We start from the raw sequence: 25,397 nt of genomic DNA on the forward strand, positions 1-25,397 counted from the left end.
ACGAACGACTTCGAACGCCGAAAAGGTAAGGGTGTGTCACCACGAGGTCAACGGGTCCGACGAGACAAAGAGAGAGCGCTTTCCCCATCCTTTCGTCTCCGGCCGAAATTTCTGTTATCCCGGGGTGCCCCGACCCGTCTCCACTCCCGTGCGCAGCCATATCCACACGACAGCAGCCGCCGCCGGCGCCCTCGCCGCGGTCGCCGCCCTCCTCGTCTCCGCTCCCCCGGCATCCGCCGCCGGCACCCGTGACGCGACCGCCGATGTCCTCGCGGACCGCGATGTCACGCTCACCGGCGACACGGTGGTCACCGTGCCGTCCGGGACGACGACGTACGACGGGGTGTTCCGCGGCCAGGGCACGCTGACCGTGCGCGGCGGCGGGACGCTCGTCCTCACCAGGGACAGCGACTTCACGCTCCCGGCGGCCCGGCAGCGGCAGAAGGTGACCACCCAGGGCGGCAACCACCCGTACACAACGGTCAGCAACCCGGACCCGCCCGCGATCACGGTCGAGCGGGGCACAACTCTCCAGTACGGCACGGGTGGTGGCACCGGCCTGATCGGCCACTTCCCGTACAGCACGCCCGGCTACCAGCTCAACGAGTTGAACGTCCGGGTCGACGGCACCCTCCGTCTCTCCCTGACCCGCACCTTCAACATCGGCACCATCAGCGGCTCGGGCCTGGTCACCCAGCCCCGCAACATGTGGGGCACCCTCGACCTCGCCGGAACTCACCCCTTTTCAGGGGTCATCGACAACGGCACCGGCATGGCGGTCGGCCGCCCCGAGTACCCGGTGGCGTTGCCCGACGCCCGCGCGATCCTCAACCAGGGCTCCTGGATCATCGACACCCCGCTGTACCAGACGATCACCCTGCGCCAGAACTTCTATCAGCGCGAGTACGGCAGCGACGTCAACGTCCACTCCCGGCCGGGCAGCAAGGTCGTCCTCACCGGCCAGTACAGCTACAGCGACCAGGGCGGCGACACCAATCCGTCAATCAGTGACCCTGGCCTCAACTGGCGTGCGATCGCCCACCAGTTGAACAAGCGCGGCACCAACATCGAGGGCGCGAACGTCCAGTGGGGCGACGGCACCACCCACCAGATCTTCATGCCGGGCACCAAGGACACCGTCTACATCAACCTCCACACGGCGAGCGGGGTCCGGTCCAGACTGACCTTCGACTACGACGGTCCGGTCACCCTGGGTGCTCCGATCGGCGGCGGCAAGTACCACGACACGCTGGCCGCGCCCGGCGCCGGGGACATCGTCGTGGCGGGGACGCGCGGCAACGACGTGACCTTCGCGGCGCCGCAGTACTACGACGGGTCGACGACCGTGGAGAAGGGGGCGGTGCTGCGGCTGGGGTCCGGGAAGCGGGGCGGCGACGGCGGGCTGCTGACCGGCGCGGAGGGACGGCGGATCGTCGACGACGGGACCCTTGTCGCACGGAACGTGTCACTCCCCGTGAAACTGTCCTACCTCTCCGGCAAGGGGTCCCTGGTCCAGTCCGGCGCCGCGACGACGACACTGACGGGCACGGCGGTCACGTACACGGGGACGACGACGGTCTCGAAGGGCACGCTGGCGCTCCGCTCGGGGGCAACTCTCGTCCACAGCAGGGCGATCCGCCTCACCTCGGCGGGCGCGCGGCTGGACGTGGGGACGGCTGGCCTGCGTGTGGCGACTGAACTGACCGGTGTGGGCGCAGTGAAGGGTTCGGTGAGGAACGACAGCGTGGTGACGACCGGGTTGACCGTGACCGGGAACTACACGCAGAGCACGAAGGGCGAACTGATTCTGCGCGACAAACCATTGAAGGTCGCGGGCAAGATCGTCCTGGCCGGCGACCTCGACCTCTCGGCCGCCGGTACGCATCCCGCACGGACCGTGACGATCGTCAATCACACGGGCGACGCCCCAACGACCGGTTCCTTCAGGGGACTTCGCGAGGGCAGCAAGCTCAAGTTCGCCGACACGACGTACCGGATCAGCTACCGGGGCGGCGACGGCAACGACGTCGTCCTGACCGCCGTCACCGCGAGCAGCTCCTCCTCCCCCACCGCCCGCCCCAAGTCGTCGTCCGGGACGACGATCACCGAGGCCCGTACCGAGAACACCGCCCGAGGCGCCGGCTTCGGCTGGTGGCCCTACGCCCTCGGACTCGGCCTCCTGGGCGCCCTGTTGGTCCCGGCGACCAAACGCACCCGGGGTGGGGGCAGTCGCGGGGGCGGGCGGCACGCGGCGTAGAACGTCGTAGAACTATCGACCGCTCGGGGCCTTGGGGAAGCCCAGCTCCGGGGCCAGCGCACGCGCCTCGGCGGCCCATCCGGCGAGGAAGGCGAGGGTCAACCCCCGCTCCCGGTACCGGAGTTCGGCGGAGACACCGCGCTCACCGCCGTAGTCGAGTTGCTGCTCGCTCGCGCGGGCGAGCATGAGGGCGGTGAGCCAGTCGTACTTCACGGCCGAGGCGCACACCCCGAGGCGCACGAGCCGTTCGTCGACCCGGCTGCCCGACTCGCGCAGGCCGTGCAGATACGCCTCATAGGCCCGCATCGCGTGTCCGGGCAGGTCGGCGGCCGGGACGAACAGGTCGAAGACGGAGTCGGGGAGGTAGTTGCCGAGGTCCTCGCCGAGGGCGCCGTCGCCGGCGAAGGCCCAGTCGAACAGGACGCTGTCCGGACCGTCGGAACGGACGTTGGCCGGCCACTGGTCGAGATGGCTGAAGACCCGCGGCAGCCCCTCCATGATCTGCAGAAACCACTCGCGGTCGTGGTGCAGCCGGACCATGGCCTGGCGCAGTCCGGGCGGGAAGTGGTCGCGGACCAGGGGCTGTTGCCAGGCCTCGTCGTCGTCCAGGAGTTCCTCGCCGCGGGTGTTGCTGCCGATGTACTGGCGCAGGAAGCGCTGCGAGAGCCAGGGTTCGTCGCGTGCGGGTGCGGCTCCCTGCGCGGCACCGAGGCGGCGGGCGTGTTCGACGTGCCGGGCGAGCGGCCAGGCGGTGCCCGGCTCGCCGCGCACCTGCTCCAGCCACAACGCCACGTCCCCGTCGGCCCGTTGGACCCTGCCGAGCAGCCGGGGCGCGCGGATGCCGTGCGGCTGCCAGGTCTGCGCGAGCCCGGAGTCGTAGACGTCGGCCTCGCGGTGCCAGTAGTTCCAGTGCCGGGGGTCGTCGGAGGCCGCCCAGCGACCGGTGGCGTTCTTCGTGCGGGTGAGCACCTTGAGGACGGCCGTACGGTCGCCGGCGGAGACGGACCAGACGCCCGCGGTGACACCGTTCTTGGGATTGTGGGTGAGCGATGTCGCGGAGACCGGTCCGGTGAACGGGCCGAGGATCTCGCGGGCTTCGGCGTGCACGACATCCGTGTCGCCCGCGGCCTGGCGGTTTCCCGTCAATCCGGGACGTCGACGGGAACGGTCATCGTGCGATGGCCGTCGCCGTTGGTCGGGGAGCGGGGACCGTCGAGGGCGTTCAGGGAGGCGGCCAGGTGGCGGGCCGCTTCGATGGTGAAGGCGCCGTCCGGTGTGGCCGTCCCCTCCGGGGGCAGTCGGGTCTCGTTCTCGGCCGGAGGGGTGCTGCTGAAGAAGCGGGCCAGGTCGATGCTGACGATCCAGCACGCCACACCCACCTCGCCCTGGCCGGGTGCCGTCCGGCGGGCCCTGAGGTGGGCGTACAGAGTGAAGTCGTCGCCTCCGTAGGGGATCGTCATGGAGTGTTCCTCACCGTCGGCCGACAGGCGCAACAGCTCACGGGCGGCGGGCGCCAACGTGAACCGGGCCATCCCTTCCGCGTAGACCACAGAGCCTCCTCAAGACGTGTACACGCAAGCTTCGCAGGTCGGGGACACGACCACCAGATCGTCGTACACCGGAACAGACGTATCGCATGCCGGGCAATCCGTTCACCAGCTGGACGCAGTCCGCGTCGGCGGCCGTATCGACTAGCGTCGAGACATGACCAGCGACACCGCTCCTCTCCTCGCCGACGCCCTCGCCGCCGGAACGCTCGTTCTCGACGGCGGGCTGTCCAACCAGCTCGGGGCGGCCGGGCACGATCTGAGCGACGAGCTGTGGTCGGCGCGGCTGCTCGCGGACCGGCCCGAGGCGATCGCCGAGGCGCATCTCGCGTACTTCGAGGCGGGCGCCGACGTGGCGATCACCGCCAGCTACCAGGCCACCTTCGAGGGCTTCGCGAGACGCGGCATCAAGCATGACCGGGCGGCCCAACTCATGGCCGAGAGCGTGGAGTTGGGTATCGACGCGGCGGTGGGGGCCGGACGGCGGGGCAGCAGGCGGCCCCTGTACGTGGCGGCCTCGGTCGGACCGTACGGCGCGATGCTCGCGGACGGCTCCGAGTACCGGGGCCGGTACGGGCTGAGCGTGGCCGAGCTGGAGGCCTTCCACCGGCCGCGCCTGGAGGTGCTGGACCTCGTCGGTCCTGACGTGCTGGCCTTCGAGACCATTCCGGACACCGACGAGGCCGAGGCGCTGCTGCGGGCGGTGCGCGGGCTGCGGACACCCGCCTGGCTGTCGTACTCGATCGCCGGGGACCGCACCCGCGCCGGGCAGCCGCTGGAGGAGGCGTTCGCCCTGGCCGCCGACGCGGACGAGATCATCGCGGTCGGAGTGAACTGCAGCGCCCCCGAGGACGTCGACGGCGCGGTCGGGATCGCGGCCCGCGTCACCGGGAAGCCGGTCGTCGTCTACCCGAACAGCGGTGAGACGTGGGACGCCAACTCCCGTGCGTGGACGGGGCGTTCCACCTTCACCGCCGAGCAGGTCGAGGGCTGGCGGGAGGCCGGCGCGCGGCTGATCGGCGGGTGCTGCCGGGTGGGGCCCGAGGCGATCGCGGACATCCGCCGGACGCTCACAGCGTCGTGATCGAGTTCCGTACGACCACGTGCGTACCCAGCAGCAGGTGCTCGTCCGGGGACTCCGGTGTGCGGCCCAGCGCGGTGCGTACCGCGAGGCGGCCCAGCTCCTCGTAGGGGACGTGGACCGTCGTCAGGGCGGGGTACAGGTCACGGGCGAAGGGGATGTCGTCGTAGCCGGCCAGTGAGACGTCGCCGGGGACGCTCAGGCCCGCCTCGTGCAGGGCGGTGAGCGCGCCCGCCGCGACCATGTCGGTGGCGGCGACCACCGCGGTGAACTCCAGTTTCCGGCTCAGCGCCTGGCGCATCAGGCGGTGGCCCGAGTCGCGGGTGAAGTCGCCGTGGAGCAGGAGTTCCGGGTCGGATTCGAGGCCGCGGGCGCGATGGGCGGCGAGGTATCCCCGCTCGCGGCCCTGCGCGGTCGCGTGGTCGGGCTTGCCGCCGAGGAACAGGACGCGCTGGTGGCCCTGGGCCAGGACGTGCGCGACCAGGGCGTAGGCGCCGCCCTCGTTGTCGTACTCGATGACCGTGACCGGTGCGCCCGGGCCCAGCGGCGGGCGTCCGCACAGCACGAGCCGCGAGCCGGCCGCCGCGAGCGAGTCGGCGATACGGCGGGTTCGGGTGCGGTACTCGGGGGTGTCGGCGGTGCCGCCGACGAGGATGACGGCGGCGGTGCGCTGGGCGCGCATGGTCTCGATGAAGTCCAGTTCGCGCTGGACGTCGCCCTCCGTGCTGCACACCAGGCACAGATGCCCGCGCCGGGTCGCCTCGCGCTCCACACCGTGCGCCATCAGCGCGAACGACGGTCCCGTGATGTCCTCCAGGACGAAGGCGAGGGTCGGTGTCCCGACGCCCGCGATGGCCTTGGCGCGGGCGTCGGCGACGTAGTCCAGTTCGCGTACGGCCCGCAGCACGCGGGTGCGGGTCGCCGTGCTCACCGGGTACTCGCCGCCGAGCACCCGCGACACCGTGGAGGCGGACACCCCGGCGCGGGCCGCCACGTCCCGGATGGTGCTCCCGCTCGCGTCCTGGCTCTTCCTCGTCATGCGCCGCCGCCCCTCCCCTGCCTGCGGGAACACGTCCGGCAACCGGTTCCCTGCGCGGAGGGTAGCAGCGAGCGAGGGTCGGGAGGAGGGGCGTGCGTCGGCCAATGCGCCTGTGTCAGCACGGCGGTCGTCGACAACTGGCGTTGAGAAACCGGTTTCCGTCCCGTATCCGCCCGCTCACGACGACTTCGGCACATCCCCGGTGCGCCGCAACCGCCGTACGACCGACCGCAGTTCTACGGCACCCCGTGCGGGCGTGCCCACGACCGGGACCGCCGGCTCGCGTGCCGTCGCGTCGGCCGCCCACAGGGCGAACTCGGGGTCGCGGGGGCCGTCGGCGACGTAGGGCGCGCCCTCGCCGAAGATCTGGACCGGGTGCGAGTCGTCCCAGGCCCGCCAGCCCGGGTCACCGTCCAGGGCGAACCGCACCCAGGCCGCGTGCATGGTGTCGGCGAGGTCCTGGGGCGCGCCCTCGCCCGCGAGTCTGGCGGCCTCGGGGATGTCGCCGGTGTCGAAGACGAAGCCGAGTTCGAGGGCGTGGCAGGAGCCGAGGTCGGGGAGGTTGGAGGGCCAGGCGAACTCGTAGAGGCGGGCGTTTCCGGGGCGGGCGTCGGCGAGGCGGTGCAGCGGGTAGCGCAGCAGGTGGTCGGTGACGAGCTGGCCGACGGTCTCGGCGGTGCCGGCTCCGGGGTGCAGGGCGCGGTAGCCGCGCGGAACCTCGACTCCGCAGTGGCAGCGGGCCATCGCACCGGCCAGGGCGACCGCGCCGAGCCGGTCGACGCGCTCGTGCAGGCCGCCGGGGACCAGCCACAGCCGGTACTCGTCGCGGGTCCAGCCCATCAACAGGTCGACGTCCCGGGCGACTTGACCGTCGATGAGCGCCTCCAGCGGGTCGCGGGGCACCAGTTCACCGTCGATGACGATCCCGAACGTGGGCCCGCCGAGCACCGGGCTGCTGAGCCTGCCGACCTCCGCCTGGGTGCGCAGCAGCAGTTCGCGGTCGACGGCGGCGAAGGCCTCGGCGGTGGCGGGGACCTTCAGCCGGGTCGCCATCCGGCGCACCATCCGCCGTACCTTGTCGCGGTCGAAGGCCTCCGGAGGGCCGCTCTGCAGGACGGCCCGTCGTACGAGTCCCTGGGCCTGCGGGGCGGCGAGCAGGGCGCCGGCGCTGATCGCGCCGGCGGACTGACCGGCGAGGGTGATCCGGTCGGGGTCGCCGCCGAACGCCGCGACCGACTCGTGCACCCAGCGCAGCGCGGCGAGCTGGTCGCGCAGGCCGGGGTTGGCGGGCGCGTCCGGGAAGAGGCCGTAACCCTCCACGCCCAGGCGGTAGTTGACCGAGACGAACACGACTCCGTCGCGGGCGAAGGCGTGTCCGTCGTAGACGGGGACGGCCGAGGAGCCCCGGGTGAGCGCGCCGCCGTGCAGCCACACCATGACCGGCAGCCGGGCGCCGAGGCCGGGCTCGGGGGTCCACACGTTGAGGTTGAGGCAGTCGTCGCCGGGGACGACGGGGTCGGAGAGCAGTTTGGCGAAGGCGTCGGAGTACGGCGGTTTCGGCGGGGTGGGGCCGAAGGCGAGCGCGTCGCGCACTCCGGTCCAGGGCTCGGGCGGGACGGGCGGGCGGAATCTGCGCGGGCCGAAGGGGGGCGCCGCGTAGGGGATGCCTCTGAAGACCGCGATCCCGTTCTCGTACCGGCCGCGCACCGCCCCGTAGGGGGTCCCGACCACGGGGTTCGTCCGCTCTGCCGTCATCTGCCCACCAGCTCCTCACCGCGCTCGTGAACCACGCTCATCAGAGCATCACATCGCGGCCCGCTATTCCGGCGGACGGACTCCGCCGGCCGGGTCACGCAAAGTTTCCGTCCGCTGCGCCCTCTCTCACCGATTGACCCCCGCTCCCCGGCAGATCTACGGTAGAAGACGCTTTCAGAAAACGTTTCCTGCCTCGTACTGGAGGGTCATGCCCAGCGCCCAGCCGCCGAGGGCCGTGTTCGCCATGGATCCGGTGCACCTGCCCCTGCTCTTCCCCCCACCCCTGATGGCACGGCTCCGGCAGACCGCCGAGATCGACCCCGGGCTCGTCGTACGGGACTTCGCCGCCCCCGAGGCCGCCGGGGCCCTGGCCGGGGCCGAGGTCCTGATCACCGGCTGGGGCTGCCCGCACCTCGACGCGGGCGCCCTGGCGGCGGCACCCCGGGTGCGGGCCGTGCTGCACGCGGCGGGCTCGGTCCGCTCACTGGTCGGCGAGGCCCTGTGGGAACGCGGGGTGACCGTGTCCAGCGCGGTCACCGGCAACGCGCTGCCGGTCGCCGAGTACACCCTCGCGATGATCCTGCTCGCCGGGAAGGACACCTTCGCGCAGCGGGAGCGCTTCCGGCACGCGCACGCGTACCCGACGCCCGCCGAGACCGCCGCGATCGGCAACCTCGGCCGCCGGATCGGCGTCATCGGCGCCTCCCGGGTGGGCCGCCGCCTGCTCGAACTGCTGCGGCCCTACGACTTCGAGGTCCTCCTGCACGACCCCTACGTCAGCGCCACCGAGGCCGCCGTGCTCGGTGCCGAACTCCTGCCGCTGGACCACCTGTTGAGCAACAGCGACATCGTCAGCCTGCACGCCCCCGACATCCCCGAGACCCAGCGCATGCTCGACCGCGGGCGGCTCGCCCTCATCCGGGACGGCGGGGTGCTGATCAACACCTCCCGGGGCGCCCTGATCGACCACGACGCCCTCACCGACGAGCTGCTGTCCGGCCGGCTGACCGCGATCCTGGACGTCACCGAACCCGAGCCACTGCCCGCCGCGTCCCCGCTCTACCAGCTGCCGAACGTCTTCCTCACCCCCCACATCGCGGGCTCGCTCGGCAACGAGCTGGCACGGCTCGGCGCCATCGTCGTCGACGAGGTGGAGCGGCTGGCCGCGGACCTGCCGCTCGCCCACGAGGTACGGCACGCGGACCTGGCCCGTGTCGCCTGATCCGCGCCGTCCACAGGCCCGCCTGCCTGGAACAACGATGGGATACGGTTTCCGGACGGGCGCGGGAGCAGAGCCTCGCGCGCCCGGTGGGGAAGCCGATACCGCGAAGGAGTCGCCACGGTGAGTCAGCGCAAGACATCGGGCGACGTCGGCCGGGCCACGATCCGGGACGTGGCGGAGCGCGCCGGGGTCTCGGTGGCGAGCGTCTCGCGCGTGCTGTCCGGGAACTATCCGGTGTCGGAGGAGCTGCGCCGCCGGGTGATGAAGGTGGTCGGCGACCTCGACTACGTCACCAACGCGCATGCCCGTTCCCTGGCCGGCGGCGGCACACCGACCGTGGCGATCCTCATCAACAACATCACGGGCGCGGCATTCGCCCATGTGGCCAAGGGAGTTGAGGGCGCGGCCACGCTGCGCGGCTGGCTCTCCCTGGTCGGCACCACCGGCGACGACCCCGAGCGCGAACTCGCGCTGGTCAACCTCATGCGCCAACAGGGCGTCGCCGCCGTGGTGTTGCTCGGCGGCGCCTACGACGTCGACGAGTACCAGCTGCGCATGGCCCGCTTCGCCCGCTCCCTCGACGCGGCCGGCTCGCACCTCGTGCTCGTCGGCCGCCCGCCACTGGAGGGCGACGTCCCGGCCACGACGGTCGACTACGACAACGAGGGCGGCGCCTACGCCATGGCCAGCCACCTCCTCTCGGCCGGCCACCGCCGGGTCCTGCTGCTGCCCGGGCACGCCGAACTCACCACGGCACAGGGCCGGTTGAGGGGGGCGCAACGGGCCTTCGAGGCGTACGGCGTGCCGTTCGACCCGGGCATGGTGCGGCACGGTCCCTACGACTACGAGCACGGATTCGAGGCGGTCGAGGAGAGTCTGAAGGCGGGGGTGGACTTCACCGCGGTGCTCGCGGGCACCGACGTGGTCGCGGCGGGTGCCATGCAGGCGCTGCGCGCGGGAGGACTGCGCGTGCCCGAGGACGTGTCGATCGTCGGCTACGACGACATCCCGCTGGCCTCCCAGCTCACCCCTCAGCTGACCACCGTGCACGTCCCGTACGAGGAGATGGGCCGGGTCGCGCTGCGCGCGGTGGCGGACCGGCGCGAGGGCGGCGGCACGGGCCGGCGCAGGGGAAGCGACGGCGACCATCTGGTCCTCGGCACGCACGTCGTCGTACGCAACTCGGTCCGACCGCCCGCTCGACGGGACTAGTTCAGCACACGGAAAGCACACGGAACCAGGGCGTTACGTAACCGGTTTCTCTTCAAAGTCCCAGGCCGGACGGGGTCTGTCCTGGGCTGTCGAAACAAGTCGCTGCACACCTCTTGCTCCGAACAGCCCACGATGTCTACCTTCCAAGCAACCGGTTTCTACCTCTTCTCTTCCGAAGGAACACGGTCTGATGAACTTCACCAGTCCCCGGAGAAGGTTCGCTCGGGCAGCCGTCGCGGGCCTCGCACTCACAGGTCTGCTCTCCGCCTGCGGCGGATCCGGCTCGGGAGACAAGACGTCCTCCGGTCCGGTCACCCTCCCCTTCTGGGGCTGGGCCAACGGCCAGGACGCCGTAGTGAAGGCGTTCAACGCCTCGCACAAGGACATCCAGCTCAAGTACACCAAGGTCACCGACCAGTTGACGATGCAGAAGCAGCTCACCAACGCGGTCAAGGCCGGCAACGCGCCCTGCCTGGTGCAGAACACGGCGGAGTACGTGACCACCTGGGTCTCGCAGGGCGCGCTCGCCGACATCTCGAAGTACGTCTCCGCCGACAAGGACAAGTTCAACGCGGGCTCATGGGCCAGCGCGCAGGTGCAGGGCAAGTCCTATGGCGTGCCGACGAGTTCGGCCCCCGCCTTCACGATCTACCGCACCGACATCTTCCAGAAGTACGGCCTGAAGGCACCCACGACCTGGGACGAGTTCATCGCCGCGGGCAAGGTGCTGAAGAAGCACGGCATCAAGATCACCAACTACGCCGGTGAGGACCCGAGCACCCTGGAGGTGCTCTCCATGCAGGCCGGGGCGCACTGGTACGCCATCGACGGCAACTCCTGGAAGGTGGACTTCCAGGACGCGGGCAGCCTCAAGGCGGCCAAGGTGATCCAGGACATCGTCGACAACGACCTCGCCTCCAAGCTGTCGTTCGCCGACTACGCGGCCGTACAGCGCAACTACGACAACGGCGGCACCGCGACCCGGCAGATCTCCACCTGGCAGATGGCGGGCATGGTGCAGAACTTCACCAAGTCCGACGGCAAGTGGGCGCTGTCACCCTGGCCGACGTTCGCGGGCGAGGCCGCCAAGACGCCCGCCGGCACCAACCAGAGCGGTGGCGTCACCCTGGTGACCAAGCAGTGCGCGCACCAACAGCAGGCCGCCGAGGCCGCGTTGTGGATGTCGACCGACACCGGCGCGGTGAAGACGATGGCGAGCCCGACCACCGGCAACGGTGTGATGCCGGCACTCGCGGACAGCAACGCGTATGTCGCGGAGGCGATCTCCGACAAGCTGCTCGGCACGAACTACGAGCCCGCGAAGAAGGTCGTCACCGACAGCCTCGGCACGGTCACCTCGGACTGGGTGTTCGGCCCGGACTGGACCGCCATGTTCACCGAACTCCAGACGGGCTGGGCGAAGGTGATGAACAAGGAGGAGAAGGTCACCGATCTGCTGGCCCACATGCAGGAGTGGACGGTCAAGGACCTGAAGTCCCGCGGTATCAGCGTCAAGGGCTGAGGCAGCACAGATGATTCGCTCCCAGCGCTGGAAGGGTGCCGCGTTCACGGTGCCCTTCCAGCTCGGTTTCGTGTTCCTCTACCTGATACCGATCGGGTACGCCGTCTACGAGTCGCTGTTCGTGGAACACCAGTCCGGGCTCGGCCTCGGCGGCTCCACGGAGAAGTTCTCCGGCCTTCACAACTACCAACAGGGCCTGACCGACTCGGCGTTCATGAACTCGGTACTGCGCGTGGTGCTCTTCGCGTGCGTGCAGATCCCGGTGATGCTGCTCGTCAGCCTGCTCCTCGCACTCTTCCTGGACGCGCTGTCCTCGAAGGTCGCGGGCCGCTTCCGCATCCTGCTCCTCGTGCCGTACATGATCCCCGGGGTGGTCGCGGCGATCGTGTGGATCAACCTGTACAGCCCGGACGTCGGCCCGCTGACCCCGCTGGGCAAGGTCTTCGGCCTGTCCTGGAACTTCTTCGCGCCCTCGATGGTGTGGCCGTCCATCGGCAACCTGCTGACCTGGCACGGCATCGGCTACAACATGGTCATCATCTACTCGGCACTCCAGGGCGTGCCCCGCGACCTCTTCGAGGCGGCCAGGCTGGACGGCGCCTCCGAGTTCCGGGTCGCGACGAGCATCAAAATCCCTTACGTACGAGGGGCGTTGGTGCTGACCGGGATGCTCTCGATCATCCAGATGCTGCAGATCTTCAACGAGCCGGCGCTGTTCCGGAACGTCACTCCGCAGACGGTGAACGACAGCTTCACGCCGATCATGATCATCTACAACCAGGCGTTCAACGCGGGCAACTACCACTACGCGGCGGCCCTTTCGGTCCTCCTCGCCCTCATCCTCGGCCTCGCCTCCTTCCTCTTCTACCGGCTCACCGCGAAGGAGGCCGACTGATGACCCTCACCGAGGAGCGCCGGAAGGCACAGCAGATCCGTCGCCTCAACAAGCCCGATCCAGCGGCCCGTTCACGTGGCGGCCAGCGTTTCCTGCTCGTCGGTCTGGTCCTGGCGAGCGCCTACAGCCTGTTCCCGGTGTGGTGGCTGATCGTCGCCGCCACAAAGAACCGCACGGGGCTGTATCAGAGCAACGGCCTCTGGTTCTCCGGCATGCACCTGTGGGAGAACCTGCGCCAGGTCTTCACCTACGAGAACGGCATCTTCCTGCGCTGGACCGCCAACTCGTTCCTGTACGCGGGCGTCGGCTCCCTCGGCGGCACACTCATCGCCCTCGCCACGGGCTACGGCCTCGCGCGCTTCGAATTCCCGGGCCGCAGTGCGGTGTTCGCGTGTGTGGTGGGCTCGTTCCTGATCCCGATCGCGCTGCTCACGCTGCCGCTGTACCTGATGTTCTCGAAGATCGGCCTGGTCGACACGCCCTGGGCGATGCTGATCCCCTGCCTGATCAACCCGTTCAGCGTCTACCTCGCCAAGGTGTACACCGAGGCCACGATCCCCTTCGAACTCCTGGAGGCGGCCCGCCTGGACGGCGCGGGCGAACTCCGCATCTTCTTCAGCATCGTGCTGCGGATGATGACGACGGGCGGCGCCACGGTGTTCCTGCTCGCGTTCGTGAACACCTGGAACGCCTTCTTCCTGCCGCTCACCGTGCTGCGCGGCGAGAACAACTGGACCCTCAACATCGGCCTCTACAACTGGTCCGGCAAACGCCTGGAGTCGGGCGTCGACCTCACCGGCCTGGTCCTGACCGGCGCACTCCTGTCGATCGTGCCGATGGCCGTGATGATGGTGGCGATGCGGCGGTACTGGCGCACGGGCGTCACCCTGGGAGCCCTCAAGTGACCTTGCTGCACAACCCCGTTGTCCGTGGTTTCGCCCCCGACCCCTCCATGGTCAGGGTCGGCGACTGGTACTACGTGGCGACCAGTTCCTTCGAGTGGTTCCCGACGATCCCGATCCACCGCTCGCGGGATCTCGCGCACTGGGAGTACGCGGGCCATGTCCGGGGCGCGGTCCCCGGCGACTCCCTCGCCGGTGTCCCCGACTCGGGCGGTATCTGGGCGCCCTCGCTGAGCTGGGACGGCGAGCGTTTCTGGATGACGTACTCGATCGTCCGCTCGGTCGGCACGCCGTACTTCGACGCCGACACCTACGTCACCACGGCCTCGGACATCGGCGGGAAGTGGACCGTTCCACAACGGGTCGTGAGCCACGGTTTCGACCCGGCGCTGTTCCACGACGAGGGCCGGCTGTGGCTGCTCAACCTGCAGAACGACCACCGCCCCGGCGGCCGGCGCTTCGCGGGGATCGTCGCGACCGAGTTGGACCGGTCCACGCTCGCTCCGGCGGGCCCGACCCGTCTGCTGCTCCAGCACGAACGGCTCGTCGAGGGGCCGAAGTTGGTGCGGCGGGGCGACTGGTACTACCTGCTCCTCGCGGAGGGCGGCACCGGGTTCGAGCACGGCGTACTGGTGGCGCGCGGCCGTACGGTCACCGGTCCGTACGAGGTCGACGACCGTCCCCTGCTGACGTCCCGGGACGATCCGTCGGTGGCCCTGCAGAAGGCGGGGCACGGCGAGCTGGTCGAACTGCCGGGCGGCGAGTGGGTGTTGAGCCACTTGGCGGCACGGCCGGTCCAGACACCCGCCGGACCTCGGTGCACCCTGGGCCGGGAGACGGCGGTCCAGGCGGTGACGTGGGACGCGGAGGGCTGGCCGAGGTTGCGGGACGGGGGCTGGCACCCGGCGGAGGAGGTCACGGTGTCGACACGCCCCGCCGCAGCACCCGATCAAGTCGCGTACTCCGAAGGGCCGTTGGGGTGGCCTTGGAACGGTCCACGCGGATACCCCGACCCGTCCTGGGCCGATGCCACCACCCGCCCCGGCTGGATCCGGCTGCGCGGGCGGCACGGGCCGGAGTCGCGGTGGGCGCACAGTCTGCTCGCCCAGCGGATCACCGAGCATCGGGCGGAGGCCGAAGTCACCGTAGAGGCAAGGCCGTTGACGTTCACGCAGGCGGCGGGGCTGGTGCTCTGGTACGGCGCCGACGCGTATCTGAGTCTGGACCTGACGTGGGCGGAGCCCGAGGGTGAGGGGCAGCGGGGGCAGCAGTGGCGGGACGGCAGCGGGCGCACGGTGCTGCGGCTGGTGGAGCGGGACGAGGACGTCACGCGTGAAGCGGCCGCCGTCGAGGTCGAGTTCGGGGCGCCGGTGACGCTGGGGGCGACGGTCGACGGTGCCGACGCGTGGTTCTGGTACGTCCGTGACGGCGAACGCGTGCCGGTGGGACCGGTGTTGGACTTCAGCCGGCTCTCGGACGACCACGGCTCGCGGCTGCGCTTCACCGGGACGATGGCCGGGATCCATGCCGTGGATCTCGTCGGGGCGGAGTTCACCGCCGACTTCGGCGGCTTTCGCCTGGAGTGCACCCCGCCCCGCTGACCTGTTCGGGGTTTCGAAAGATCGGGTCGCCGTCATCACGTGAATTCCCTGGTCTTCCCGCCGTGTTGACGCGCACCTATCGTAGGAAGCGCTTTCTGATCGGTTGGTGGTCGGGCCGTGGAACAGCGCTGGTCGAAACTTTCGATGGCCCTCGGGCGGGCTGGAGAGGTGGTTCCCGATGGTCCGTGCGGGGAGCGCGAGCATGACGGCAGGGCCGACGCTGGCGGTCGTGGCCCGTGAGGCGGGGGTGTCCGTGCCGACGGCCTCGAAGGTGGTCAACGGCCGGGAGGACGTGGCGCCGGAGACCCGGCGGCGGGTGACGGAGGCGTTGGAACGGCTCGGTTATGTGCGCAGGCCGCGGTTCGACGCGAACAAGGCGCCGGGACTTGTCGACCTGGTCGTGCACTCGTTGGAGAGTTCCTGGTCGGGGGCGGTGCTGCACGGGGTGGAGGAGGCGGCGTACGAGGCCGGGCTTGAGGTGGTGGTCTCGGCCGGGCTGACCCGGACGCGGGCCGACCGGCCCGAACGGGGCTGGCTGGACAAGCTCGTCGGCAGGGGATCCTCCGGAGTCCTGTTCAATCTGGCCGAGTTGACGCCGTCGCAGTACGCGTGGCTCGACCAGCACCGCATCCCGTTCGTGATGATCGACCCGGTGCAGGAACCGCCGCCGGGTGTGGTGTCCGTGGGCGCGGCCAACTGGCACGGCGGGGTGACGGCGACCGAGCATCTGCTGGCGCTGGGCCACGAGCGGATCGCCGTGATCGCCGGTCACCGGCACAAGATGTGCAGCAGCGCCCGCGTCGCCGGCTACCGCTCCGCGCTGGCCTCCGCCGGGGTGCCCGTGCGCCCGGACTACATCCGCCACGGCGGCTTCGACCAAGCCATGGCCCGCACCCGCATGCGCGAACTCCTCGACCTGCCCGAGCCGCCGACAGCGGTCTTCGTCTGCTCGGACCGCATGGCACTCGGCGTCTACGAGGCCCTGACGGAACGGGAGTTGAGCGTCCCGGACGACATCAGCGTGGTCGGCTTCGACGACCTGCCCGAGGCCCGCTGGGTGACTCCGGCGCTGACCACGGTCCGGCAGCCACTGTCGGAGATGGCGGCCACGGCGCTCCGCCTCCTGGTCCGCATGATGGACGGCGACCGCCCGGAGAGCACGCGGACGGAGTTGTCGACTCGGTTGGTGGAGCGGGCGAGTACGGGGGTGCCGACCAGCCGTGGAGCGTGACCGCGGACGCGGTGGTGCACGGGACCGCTAGTCGAGCCGCGCCGCCCAGGTGATCCCGCCCAGCAGGTGTGCCCGGAAGTCCGGGTCCTCGTACGCCTCCGCCGCGTGACCGAGGGCCGTGTAGAAGACCCGGCCCGCGCCCTTCTCGTGGCACCACGCCAGGGGGTGGTCGGTGCCCATCCCGCCGTCCTCGTAGGAGGATTCGTCGGCGTTGAGGAGGACGTGCGTCGAACTCCTCGGGTTGGTGCGGAAGTCGTACCACTCGTCGGTGAACTGCCATACGGCGGGCAGGTGTCGGGTGGCCGGGTGGGTGCGGTCCTCGATCACGGCCTTGCCGGGCTGATGGGCGGGGTGCCGGTCGAAGCGGGCGCCGAGGAGGTCGCCGTAGTACGGCCAGTCGTACTCCGTGCAGGCCGCCGCGTGGACGCCGACGAAGCCGCCGCCCGACTCGACGTAGGACGCGAGGTGTTCGCGGCCCGCCGGGGTGAGCACCTCGCCGCTGGTGGAGAGGAAGACCACGGCCGCGTAGTCGTCCAGGGGGCGTTCGAAGGCGGCCGGGTCCTCCGTGGCGGTGACCTCGAAGGGGCCGAGGGTGCGCAGGGCGGTCACCGCGGCCGGGATGGAGTCGTGGCGGTAGGCGGTGGTGCGGGTGCAGGCGAGGAGGCGGGGTGCGGCAACAGCCATACGGGGCAGCCTATTTCACTCCGTGGGCTCAACCACCCGCCCCCGCGCTGTCGCCGAACTCCCTGGGCGGGAGGACCACGGCGAGTTCGCTCTTGTACGGGCGGCGCAGCGACCGGGCCGACTCGCGCAGGACCTCGCGGCTCACCTTCCCCTGCTCGGCGGCGACGTGCACGAGGTGGCCCTTCGCCGCCATCACGTACTCGGCGTCTCCCCCGCCGGTGCGGTACCAGGCGTTCCCGTCGCGTACGCAGGTCATGTGCTCGGTGGTCACCGCCTGCGTCGTGCAGTTCGCGTCGGTCATCGTGCCGGGCTCCACGCGCAGGTTGATCACGGCACCGTTCTTCGGCGATATGTACGCCACGGAGAGACCGACGTCCGAGACGCCCACCGACTGCTCGGCGAGGGTGAATCCGGGCGGGTCGATGAGGTAGACGAGGTCGGGGTCGAAGCCCAACGTCTTTGCCCGCGCGGCGATTTCGGCAGACGTCGCCGGAGTCGGGGACGAGGAAGGGGAAGAGGAAGGGGACGTCGAAGCCTTCGGGGTTCCGGCACCGGCGCCCGACTTCTCGGTACCGCAGCCGACCATCAGCGCGGGCAGCAGAAGCAACAACGGCAGGGCGCGCACGGCACGGATCATGGGGCCATCCTGCCGTACACCGCGTAGCCTAGGTGGGGATGGATGCCATTCCCGCGCGACTGGACCATCTCGTCCTCGCGACCCCCGAACTGGCGGCGACCGTCGCCGACTTCACCCTGCGCACGGGCATCGCGCCGGTGGCCGGCGGCGCCCATGTCGGGCTCGGTACCCGCAACTACCTGGTGTCTCTCGGTGGTTCGCGCTACCTGGAGATCCTCGGCCCCGACCCGGAGCAGTCCGAGCCGTCCGGGCCACGCCCGTTCGGTGTCGACGCGCTGTCCGGCGCCCGGACCGTGACCTGGGCGATCAGTCCGCCCGATCTGGACGCGGCGGTCGCTGCGGCCCGCGCCCAGGGGTACGACCCCGGGCCCGTGCGGGCGATGAGCCGCCGCCGGCCCGACGGCACACTGCTGGAGTGGCGGCTCACGGACGGGGACACGGCCCACCCCTCCGGTCTGGTGCCGTTCCTGATCGACTGGAGTGCGTCGCCCCATCCGACCGCCTCGGGTCTGCCCGTCGCGCCCCTGCTGGAGCTGGCGGCGACCGCCCCGGCGCCGGACGAGATCCGCCCGCTGCTGTCCGCCGTGGGCGTGGAACTGGCGCTGACCGAGGGCCCGGTGGGCCTCTCCTTCACGGTGAACACGCCTCGCGGGGCGGTGACCTTCGGCTGAGCGCGGAGGTGTCCGATTCGTTCAAGACCGGGCGCCCGGCGCCTGCCTACCGTGGTCCCATGACTCCACGATTCGACGCGATCGGCCTGGTCGTCTCCGACATGGCCGCCTCTGTCGCCTTCTACCGTCGGCTCGGGTTCGCTCTCCCCGAGGGCGCCGAGGACCAGCCGCATGCCGAGGCCCAACTCCCCGGCAGGCTGCGGCTGTTGCTGGACACGGAGGACACCGTCCGCTCGTTCCACGCGGGTTGGCAGCCGCCCACCGGGGGCAGCGGCCGGGCCGCGCTCGCCCTGCTCTGCGACGACCCCGCCGAAGTCGACCGGGTCTACGAGGAGTTGGTCGGCGCCGGGCACCACGGGGAACTCAAGCCGTGGGACGCGTTCTGGGGGCAGCGGTACGCCGTCGTGCACGATCCCGACGGCAACGGAGTGGATCTCTTCGCCCCACTGAACCCTGCCTAGCCGGTCCGGCCGAGCAGCTGCCCCAGCGGCATCCCCGCGAACTCCCTCACGTCCCGGGCGAGATGGGCCTGGTCCGCATAGCCGGACCGGGCCGCCGTCTCCGCGAAGGGGACTCCGGCGCGGGCCAGCGCGAGGGCGCGTCGGAGGCGCAGCACACGGGCGAGCGTCTTGGGGCCGTAGCCGAAGGCGGCCAGCGAGCGGCGGTGCAACTGGCGGGCGCCCAGGCCGAGTTCGTCGGCGGTGGCGGCGACGGGGCGGCCGGTGTCGAGGGCCGCCACGAGGTGTCGTAGGAGTGGATCGGGTGCGGGTGTCTGAGCGGCGCGTTCCAGTGCCAGGTCCTCCAGTGCCGTCGCCGGGTCGGGGGCCGTGGCGAGGCGGGCGTGCAGGCGCCGTACCGTCGTGGCGGGCCAGAGGTCGGTGAGGTCGACGCGGAGGTCGCGGAGTTCGTGTGCGGGGACGCCCAGGTAGGTGGGGGCGGTGCCGGGGGCGAAACGGAGGCCGGCCCAGTGAGCGGGCTCGGTCCCGGGGACGTACGCGCGGGTGTCGGGGCCGGCGACCAGCAGGCGGCCCTCGTTCCAGAGGAGGTCCATGCAGCCGTCGGGCAGGACGGGGTGGACCGGGGTAGTGACGGGGTTCTCCATGGTGCGGGTCCACACCACCGCGCCCGGCAGTCGCGATGCCCTCTCCGCGTACATGCCGGCCAGGCTACGCCGACCGCGTCCGGTGCTCCTGCGGGCTGACGCCGTAGACCCGTTTGAAGGCGCTGGAGAGCGCGAACGCGCTGCCGTAGCCCACGTCCCTCGCTATCGCGGCGATCGTGTCGTCCGTGTCGCGGAGGCGGTCCGCGGCGAGGGCGAGGCGCCAGGCGGTGAGGTAGGACATCGGGGGTTCGCCGACCAGGTCGGTGAAGCGGCGGGCCAGGGCCGCGCGGGAGACTGCCGCCTTGGCGGCGAGGGAGGCGACCGTCCAGGGGTGGGCGGGATCGTCCTGGAGGAGGCGCAGGACCCTGCCGACCACCGGGTCCGCCTGGGCGCGGTACCAGGCCGGGGCCTCCGCCTCCGGGCGGGAGAACCAGGCCCGCAGGGCGGCGATGACCAGGAGGTCCAGGAGGCGGTCCAGGACGACTTCCTGGGCGGGTTCGTCGCGGACGATCTCCTCCATGAGGAGAGGCGTGAGCGGGCACTCCCAGACCTCGGAGGGGAGGGAGAGCAGGGGTGGCAGCGCGTCCAGGAGGCGGCCGTTGATCTCGCCGCGCATGAGGTAGGTGCCGATGAGCATCACCGTGGAGCCGTCGAGGCGGTCGCCCCAGGTGCGGACGCCCAGGTCCATCGAGCCCTTCAGGGAGGTGCCGTCGGGGTAGCTGCACTCGCCGCCGGGCAGGATCAGCGCCTGCGGGGGTGTGTCCGGGGCGTCGCCGCAGGTGTACGGGTCGGGGCCGCGCGCGATGGCGAGGTCGCCGGCCCGAAGGCGTATCCGCTCGCCCGTCTCAGGGGTGATGCGGGCGTCGCCGCGGACCATGAGCATGACCGTCAGCGGGGCGCGGTCCTCGATGCGCAGGGCCCACGGCGGGTCGAAGCACGCGCGGATCATGAAGGCGCCACGCGCGCGTGGACCCTCCAGAAGGCCTGACAGGGCGTCCATGCGGCCAGCGTAGACGCGCGCTTATGGGAATGAGCCGTTCAGCGATGGTCCGTGCCCGGGCGCGGGCGTTGACTGGATGGCATGACAGAGAACGCACGGGACATGACGATGGTGGTGACGGGCGCTTCGGGTCGTACGGGGCGCCGGGTGGCGGAGGCCGCGCGGGCGGCGGGGCTGACCGTACGGGAGGCCTCGCGGGCGCAGGGCTTCGACTGGGCGGACCGGTCCACGTGGGCGGACACCCTGCGGGGCGCCGATGCCGCGTATCTGGTGTATCCCTCGGACGTCGGGGCGCCGGACGCGCCCGGCGCGGTGGGGATGTTCGCGCGCGAGGCGGTCTCGCTGGGCGTACGGCGACTGGTGCTGCTGTCCTCGCGGGGCGAGGAGCGGGCGCGGCCCACGGAAGAGGCGCTGCGCGGGTCGGGGGCGGACTGGACGGTCGTACGGGCGGCGTGGTTCGCGCAGAACTTCAGCGAGGGGCCGCTGGTGGAGGGGCTGCGGGAGAGCGGGGAGCTGGTGTTCCCGGCCGGTGAGGTGCGGGAGCCGTTCGTCGACGTGCGGGACATCGCGGATGTGGTGGTGGCCGCGGTGACGGCCGGGGACCGGTATGCCGGGCAGGCGCTCACGGTGTCCGGGCCGCGGCTGCTGACCTTCGGGGAGGCGATCGCGGAGATCTCGGCGGCTGCGGGGCGGGAGTTGACGTACCGGGCGGTGTCGGCCCGTCAGTACGGCGACGATCTGGCCGGGTTCGGGGTGCCGGACGGGGAGGTCGAGTTCCTGGTGGAGCTGTTCGAGTCGCTGCTGGACGGGCGCAACTCGTATCTCTCGGACGGGGTCCAGGAGGTGCTGGGGCGCGAGCCGCGCGACTTCTCCGAGTTCGCGCGGGAGGCCGCCGCGGCGGGCGTCTGGAAGGTGTGAGCGGGCGGCCGAGAGCGGTAGCGGAGCGTTACTTCACCGGTCCCGGTGTGTCCCCGCCGTTCTTGTGGGTGCTCTTGGCGTGCGTGCGCAGCCTGGACGTGACGTCCTCGGGGGGCAGGAAGCGGGACCAGCGTTCCGGGAACTCGGAGGGCATGTCGCCGTCCTCGGGGTCTTCGAAGTCCTCGTCGTCCTCGCCGCCGTGGGTGCGGGCGGCGGCCATGCGGGCGACGTACTCGGCGGCCTGCTCCTCGTGCCGGCGTTCGTTGGCGGCGCGGGCGGCGGCCGTCGCGGCGGCCGGCCAGACCCGGTCGATGGCCGCGTTGACGGCGGCCCCGACGAGCACGGCGAACGCGGACACGCCGATCCACAGCAGTACGGCGACGGGCGCGGCGAGGGAGCCGTAGATGGTGGGGCCCTCGACCGTGCCGGTGAGGTAGATGCGCAGGAGGTAGCTGCCGAGGACCCACATGGCGAGGGCGACCAGGGAGCCGGGCACGTCCTCGATCCACGGGGAGCGGACGGGGACGGAGACGTGGTACAGCGTCGTGAGGAAGACGACGGACAGGACGAGGACGACGGGCCAGTACAGGACCTGTACGACCGTCTCCGACCAGGGCACCACCTTCACCACGGCGTCCGGTCCCGCGACCATGAGGGGCAGCGCGACCGAGCCGATCAGCAGGGCCGCGATGAACAGCGCGAAGGACACGATCCGGGTCTTGACGATGCCGCGTACGCCGTCGAGGCCGTACATCACGGTGATGGTGTCGATGAAGACGTTGACCGCGCGGGAGCCCGACCAGAGGGCGAACAGGAAGCCGATGGAGATGACGTCGGGACGGCCGCCCTTCATCACGTCGTGCAGGATCGGCTGGGCGATCTCGTGGACGCCCTTGTCGGTGAGGACGGTGCGGGACGCCTCCAGGATGTTGTTCTCCAGGCCGGCGATGCTGTGCGCGCCGGTCCAGCTGTCGACATAACCGAGCAGGCCGATGAGGCTCAGCAGGAGCGGCGGGACGGACAGCAGCGTGAAGAACGCGGCCTCGGCCGCGAGGCCCAGGATGCGGTACTCCATGCAGGAGTTGACGGTGTCCTTGACCAGCAGCCAGGCGGTCCTGCGCTTGGAGACGTTCCGGTAGAGGGCACGCGCCCGGTGGAACCGGCCGGTGGGCCGCTCGGGGGTTTCACTTGCTGACTGCACGCCCTAAAGGTATCCGCCGCGCCGGGATGCACTCATCCCCCGGGGGCGTCGGCCGGGACGGGTTGCCTGCTGGACAGCCGTGTCATGCCCGCGCTGGCCGAAACTTTTCGGTCCGGAATTCGAATTGGCATTCGAGATTTTAATGGTTGTTTTGGAGAGCTTCCCGGTGAGGACTTCGTGCGTCAATCCTGATTGACCTTGCCCGTACCCCGCGAAGTCGAAAAAGCGCCATTGCCCAAAACGGCCTTGACCCGTTCCAGAATGTCCAGAAATAATCCGGACTGCATTCGTTGCGCGCGTTGGGACGACGTCAGCGCACACGACTCGGGGGAATCACATTGGGTCCATGACCAGGATCCCGTCCCAGAAATTCACTTTCACCCCACCCGTTTCGCGTGTGCCGTTTTCGTCTTTGGCGATTTTGGCAATTCAAAGACAATGATCAGCACCAAGGAGCCACGTGGTGGGAAAACCCGGCACCGGCACCGAGACCGTTCTCGCAGAGGTCCTGGCCGGTGTCGTACGCAAGGAAGCAATACCGCTCGACAGTCACTTCTTCGACGACCTGGGCGCCAACTCGCTGGTGATGGCGCACTTCTGCGCCCGAGTCAGGAAACGCGACGATCTCCCGTCGGTCTCGATGCGGGACGTCTACGGCCATCCGACGATCCGTAGTCTCGCGGCGGCGCTCGCCGACACTTCGGAACCTTCCGCGCCGGCCGTCGCAGAGCCTCCGCCGCCCGGCAGCACGGCCCGCTATCTGTTGTGCGGGTTGCTTCAGTTCCTCGTATTCGCGGTGTACTGCGCACTCGCCGGACTTGTCACGGGCCGCGGTTACGAATGGGTTTCCGGCGGTTCCGGAGTGGCGCAGGTTTATCTGCGTTCCGCGATATTCGGCGGCGCGGTGTTCATCGGTGTGTGCACGGTGCCGGTGGTGGCCAAGTGGGTACTCGTCGGCCGCTGGAAGGAGACCGAGTTCCCGGTCTGGAGCCTCGCCTATGTCCGGTTCTGGACGGTCAAGGCACTGCTGCACGCCAACCCGATGATCCTGTTCGCCGGCAACCCGCTGTACGTCCTCTACCTGCGCGTCCTCGGCGCCCGGATCGGCAAGGGCGTCACGATCCTGTCCCACTCCGTCCCGGTCTGCACCGACCTGCTGACCGTCGGAGACGGAACGGTCATTCGCAAGGACTCCTTCTTCCTCTGCTACCAGGCGCACGCCGGCCGTATCCGCACCGGCCGGGTCACGCTCGGCAGCGGGGTGTACGTCGGCGAGAAGACAGTCCTCGACATCGGCACCACCATGGGCGACGGAGCCCAACTCGGCCACTCCTCCGCCCTGTACGACGACGCGCGGGTCCCGGCGGGCGGACGTGTACACGGCTCGCCGGCCGTCGCCACGGACGTCGACTACGTCCGCGTCCCGGCGGCGGACTGCTCCACGGCACGCCGCTTCGGCTACGGTCTGGCCGCGCTCCTGCAGATGGTGCTGGTCTACGTCCCGCTCGCGCTCGGCGGCACCTACATGGTGCTGACGGTCGTGCCGGCCCTCGACCACCTGCTCGACCCGAACAAGAAGGACCTCAACTCGGCCCGCTTCTACGGCGAGGCACTGGGTCTGTCGCTGGTGGCGTTCGTCGCCTTCGTGGCGCTCGGCTTCGCCTCCGTGTCCCTGCTGCCGAGGCTGCTCCGTCCGCTGCTGCGCCCGGACCGGGTGTATCCGCTGTACGGCTTCCACTACTCGGTGCAGCGCGCGGTGGCCCGCCTGACCAACCTGAAGTTCTTCAAGTGGCTGTTCGGCGACAGCTCGTACATCGTCGGCTATCTGAAGGCCATCGGCTACGACCTCGGCGAGGTGGAGCAGACCGGCTCCAACTTCGGCACGGAGGTGCAGCACGAGACGCCGTATCTGGCCAGTGTGGGAAGCGGCACGATGGTCGCCGACGGTCTCTCGATCGTCAACGCGGACTTCTCCAGTACGTCGTTCCGGCTGACCCAGGCCTCGATCGGGCCGCGCAACTTCCTGGGCAACAACATCGCCTACCCCTCCGGGGGCCGCACCGGCGACAACTGTCTGCTCGCCACGAAGGTGATGGTGCCGCTCGACGGCGAAGTCCGGGAAGGTGTGGGCCTGTTGGGCTCACCGTGCTTCGAGATCCCGCGCTCGGTGGAGCGGGACAGCCGCTTCGACCATCTGCGCGAGGGCGACGAGCTGAAGCGCCGGCTGACCCTGAAGAACCGCGCCAACCTGCGCTCGATGGGCCTGTATCTGTTCGTGCGCTGGCTGCACTGGTTCGTGCTCACCGTCATCGGCTTCGCCGCCGTCGACCTGCACGGGGGCGAGGGCATCGGCGGGGGGCTGCTGATCGGCGCGTCCCTGATGCTCGGGCTCGGCTTCACCGCCGGGTACTACGTGCTGGTGGAGCGCCTGGTCGGCGGATTCAGGCCGCTGGAAGCCAAGTTGTGCTCGATCTACGACCCGTACTTCTGGTGGCACGAGCGGCTGTGGAAGGTGCCGGACAACTACATCCAGGTGTTCAACGGGACGCCGTTCAAGAACCTCATCTGGCGGCTGCTGGGCGTACGCATGGGCCGGCGGGTCTTCGACGACGGCGCCTACATCACCGAGCGCACACTCACCGCGATCGGCGACGACTGCACGCTGTCGGCGCACACCAAGGTGCAGTCCCACTCGCAGGAGGACGGCACGTTCAAGTCCGAACTCATCACCATCGGCGACGGCTGCACCCTCGGGGTGGGTGCGCTCGTGCACTACGGGGTGTCGATGGGCGACGGGGCCGTACTCGCCGCCGACTCGTTCCTGATGAAGGGCGAGGAGATGCCCGCGCTGTCGCGGTGGGGCGGGAATCCGGCGGTGGCCCAGCGCGGCGCCGTCGTGCACATGACTCCCTGACGGCCT

Annotated in this window: 22 protein-coding genes; 13 read left to right on the forward strand and 9 right to left on the reverse strand. The window is 70.4% G+C overall.

All coding sequences use genetic code 11. The features are described 5' to 3' along the window. The first annotated feature begins 148 nt into the window (after positions 1–148). The gene (locus ACIBJH_RS17810) at positions 149–2,257 is read left to right on the forward strand and encodes an autotransporter (RefSeq protein ID WP_399117824.1); all 2,109 of its coding nucleotides are present in this window, start codon (positions 149–151) and stop codon (positions 2,255–2,257) included. 12 nt (positions 2,258–2,269) lie between these two features. Here ACIBJH_RS17810 and ACIBJH_RS17815 read toward each other — a convergent pair whose 3' ends face one another. Together ACIBJH_RS17815 and ACIBJH_RS17820 are read right to left on the reverse strand one after the other, a co-directional pair. Further along, positions 2,270–3,403, reverse strand: a complete 1,134-nt coding sequence (locus ACIBJH_RS17815; protein ID WP_399117777.1) for an aminoglycoside phosphotransferase — start codon at positions 3,401–3,403, stop codon at positions 2,270–2,272. Next, entirely contained in the window at positions 3,400–3,807 is a 408-nt protein-coding gene (locus ACIBJH_RS17820; RefSeq protein WP_399117778.1) for a hypothetical protein, read from the reverse strand. The genes ACIBJH_RS17815 and ACIBJH_RS17820 overlap by 4 nt, the downstream gene beginning before the upstream one ends. A 154-nt stretch (positions 3,808–3,961) precedes the next feature. Here ACIBJH_RS17820 and mmuM point away from each other — a divergent pair, with 154 nt between their 5' ends. After that, positions 3,962–4,888 carry a homocysteine S-methyltransferase gene (mmuM, locus tag ACIBJH_RS17825; RefSeq protein WP_399117779.1) on the forward strand — a complete coding sequence of 309 codons (927 nt, stop codon included), beginning with the start codon at positions 3,962–3,964 and terminating at the stop codon, positions 4,886–4,888. On the opposite strand, the gene ACIBJH_RS17830 is transcribed toward mmuM, so the two are convergent. After that, a complete protein-coding gene (locus tag ACIBJH_RS17830; protein WP_399117780.1) occupies positions 4,875–5,924 on the reverse strand; it encodes a LacI family DNA-binding transcriptional regulator in 1,050 nt (349 codons plus the stop codon). The two genes, mmuM and ACIBJH_RS17830, sit on opposite strands and share 14 nt — an antisense overlap. Positions 5,925–6,101: 177 nt before the next feature. Continuing rightward, the gene (locus tag ACIBJH_RS17835; RefSeq protein ID WP_399117781.1) at positions 6,102–7,679 is read right to left on the reverse strand and encodes a carboxylesterase/lipase family protein; all 1,578 of its coding nucleotides are present in this window, start codon (positions 7,677–7,679) and stop codon (positions 6,102–6,104) included. A gap of 208 nt (positions 7,680–7,887) precedes the next feature. On the opposite strand from ACIBJH_RS17835, the gene ACIBJH_RS17840 reads away from it, so the two are divergent. The 7 genes from ACIBJH_RS17840 to ACIBJH_RS17870 all read left to right on the forward strand — a co-directional run bounded on the left by ACIBJH_RS17840 (position 7,888) and on the right by ACIBJH_RS17870 (position 16,264). Beyond that, entirely contained in the window at positions 7,888–8,901 is a 1,014-nt protein-coding gene (locus ACIBJH_RS17840; protein ID WP_399117782.1) for a hydroxyacid dehydrogenase, read from the forward strand. A gap of 120 nt (positions 8,902–9,021) precedes the next feature. Further along, on the forward strand, positions 9,022–10,113 hold the full coding sequence (locus ACIBJH_RS17845; protein WP_399117783.1) for a LacI family DNA-binding transcriptional regulator: 1,092 nt from the start codon (positions 9,022–9,024) through the stop codon (positions 10,111–10,113). Positions 10,114–10,303: 190 nt separating this feature from the next. After that, a complete protein-coding gene (locus ACIBJH_RS17850; protein ID WP_399117784.1) occupies positions 10,304–11,635 on the forward strand; it encodes an ABC transporter substrate-binding protein in 1,332 nt (443 codons plus the stop codon). A 10-nt stretch (positions 11,636–11,645) separates the two neighbouring features. Continuing rightward, positions 11,646–12,530: a carbohydrate ABC transporter permease gene (locus tag ACIBJH_RS17855; RefSeq protein WP_399117785.1), complete on the forward strand. Its 885-nt coding sequence runs from the start codon at positions 11,646–11,648 to the stop codon at positions 12,528–12,530. Beyond that, positions 12,530–13,435: a carbohydrate ABC transporter permease gene (locus ACIBJH_RS17860; RefSeq protein ID WP_399117786.1), complete on the forward strand. Its 906-nt coding sequence runs from the start codon at positions 12,530–12,532 to the stop codon at positions 13,433–13,435. Before ACIBJH_RS17855 ends, ACIBJH_RS17860 begins: the two co-directional genes overlap by 1 nt. Then, entirely contained in the window at positions 13,432–15,033 is a 1,602-nt protein-coding gene (locus ACIBJH_RS17865; protein ID WP_399117787.1) for a family 43 glycosylhydrolase, read from the forward strand. Before ACIBJH_RS17860 ends, ACIBJH_RS17865 begins: the two co-directional genes overlap by 4 nt. A gap of 178 nt (positions 15,034–15,211) precedes the next feature. Next, positions 15,212–16,264 (forward strand): LacI family DNA-binding transcriptional regulator, encoded by a 1,053-nt coding sequence (locus ACIBJH_RS17870; RefSeq protein ID WP_399117788.1) that lies wholly within the window; start codon positions 15,212–15,214, stop codon positions 16,262–16,264. Between the two features lie 27 nt (positions 16,265–16,291). Here the strand turns inward: ACIBJH_RS17870 and ACIBJH_RS17875 are convergent, their stop codons facing one another. Together ACIBJH_RS17875 and ACIBJH_RS17880 are read right to left on the reverse strand one after the other, a co-directional pair. Further along, positions 16,292–16,948 carry a ThuA domain-containing protein gene (locus tag ACIBJH_RS17875; RefSeq protein ID WP_399117789.1) on the reverse strand — a complete coding sequence of 219 codons (657 nt, stop codon included), beginning with the start codon at positions 16,946–16,948 and terminating at the stop codon, positions 16,292–16,294. 28 nt (positions 16,949–16,976) lie between these two features. After that, a complete protein-coding gene (locus ACIBJH_RS17880; RefSeq protein ID WP_399117790.1) occupies positions 16,977–17,585 on the reverse strand; it encodes a hypothetical protein in 609 nt (202 codons plus the stop codon). Positions 17,586–17,623: 38 nt separating this feature from the next. On the opposite strand from ACIBJH_RS17880, the gene ACIBJH_RS17885 reads away from it, so the two are divergent. Beyond that, positions 17,624–18,256, forward strand: coding sequence for a VOC family protein (locus ACIBJH_RS17885; RefSeq protein WP_399117791.1), 633 nt, complete (start codon positions 17,624–17,626; stop codon positions 18,254–18,256). 59 nt (positions 18,257–18,315) lie between these two features. Further along, entirely contained in the window at positions 18,316–18,717 is a 402-nt protein-coding gene (locus ACIBJH_RS17890) for a VOC family protein (RefSeq protein WP_399117792.1), read from the forward strand. Here the strand turns inward: ACIBJH_RS17890 and ACIBJH_RS17895 are convergent. Then, entirely contained in the window at positions 18,714–19,412 is a 699-nt protein-coding gene (locus tag ACIBJH_RS17895; RefSeq protein ID WP_399117793.1) for a helix-turn-helix domain-containing protein, read from the reverse strand. The genes ACIBJH_RS17890 and ACIBJH_RS17895 overlap by 4 nt on opposite strands. A gap of 10 nt (positions 19,413–19,422) precedes the next feature. Further along, on the reverse strand, positions 19,423–20,358 hold the full coding sequence (locus tag ACIBJH_RS17900; protein ID WP_399117794.1) for an AraC family transcriptional regulator: 936 nt from the start codon (positions 20,356–20,358) through the stop codon (positions 19,423–19,425). 81 nt (positions 20,359–20,439) lie between these two features. On the opposite strand from ACIBJH_RS17900, the gene ACIBJH_RS17905 reads away from it, so the two are divergent. Beyond that, positions 20,440–21,276 carry an NAD(P)H-binding protein gene (locus ACIBJH_RS17905; RefSeq protein ID WP_399117795.1) on the forward strand — a complete coding sequence of 279 codons (837 nt, stop codon included), beginning with the start codon at positions 20,440–20,442 and terminating at the stop codon, positions 21,274–21,276. Between the two features lie 28 nt (positions 21,277–21,304). Here ACIBJH_RS17905 and ACIBJH_RS17910 read toward each other — a convergent pair whose 3' ends face one another. Beyond that, positions 21,305–22,477 carry a YihY/virulence factor BrkB family protein gene (locus tag ACIBJH_RS17910; RefSeq protein WP_399117796.1) on the reverse strand — a complete coding sequence of 391 codons (1,173 nt, stop codon included), beginning with the start codon at positions 22,475–22,477 and terminating at the stop codon, positions 21,305–21,307. 463 nt (positions 22,478–22,940) lie between these two features. On the opposite strand from ACIBJH_RS17910, the gene ACIBJH_RS17915 reads away from it, so the two are divergent. Next, entirely contained in the window at positions 22,941–25,391 is a 2,451-nt protein-coding gene (locus ACIBJH_RS17915; RefSeq protein ID WP_399117797.1) for a Pls/PosA family non-ribosomal peptide synthetase, read from the forward strand. The last annotated feature ends 6 nt before the right edge of the window (positions 25,392–25,397 follow it).

Origin of the sequence: Streptomyces sp. NPDC050548 (assembly GCF_044457385.1) — a bacterium.
GTDB lineage: Bacteria > Actinomycetota > Actinomycetes > Streptomycetales > Streptomycetaceae > Streptomyces.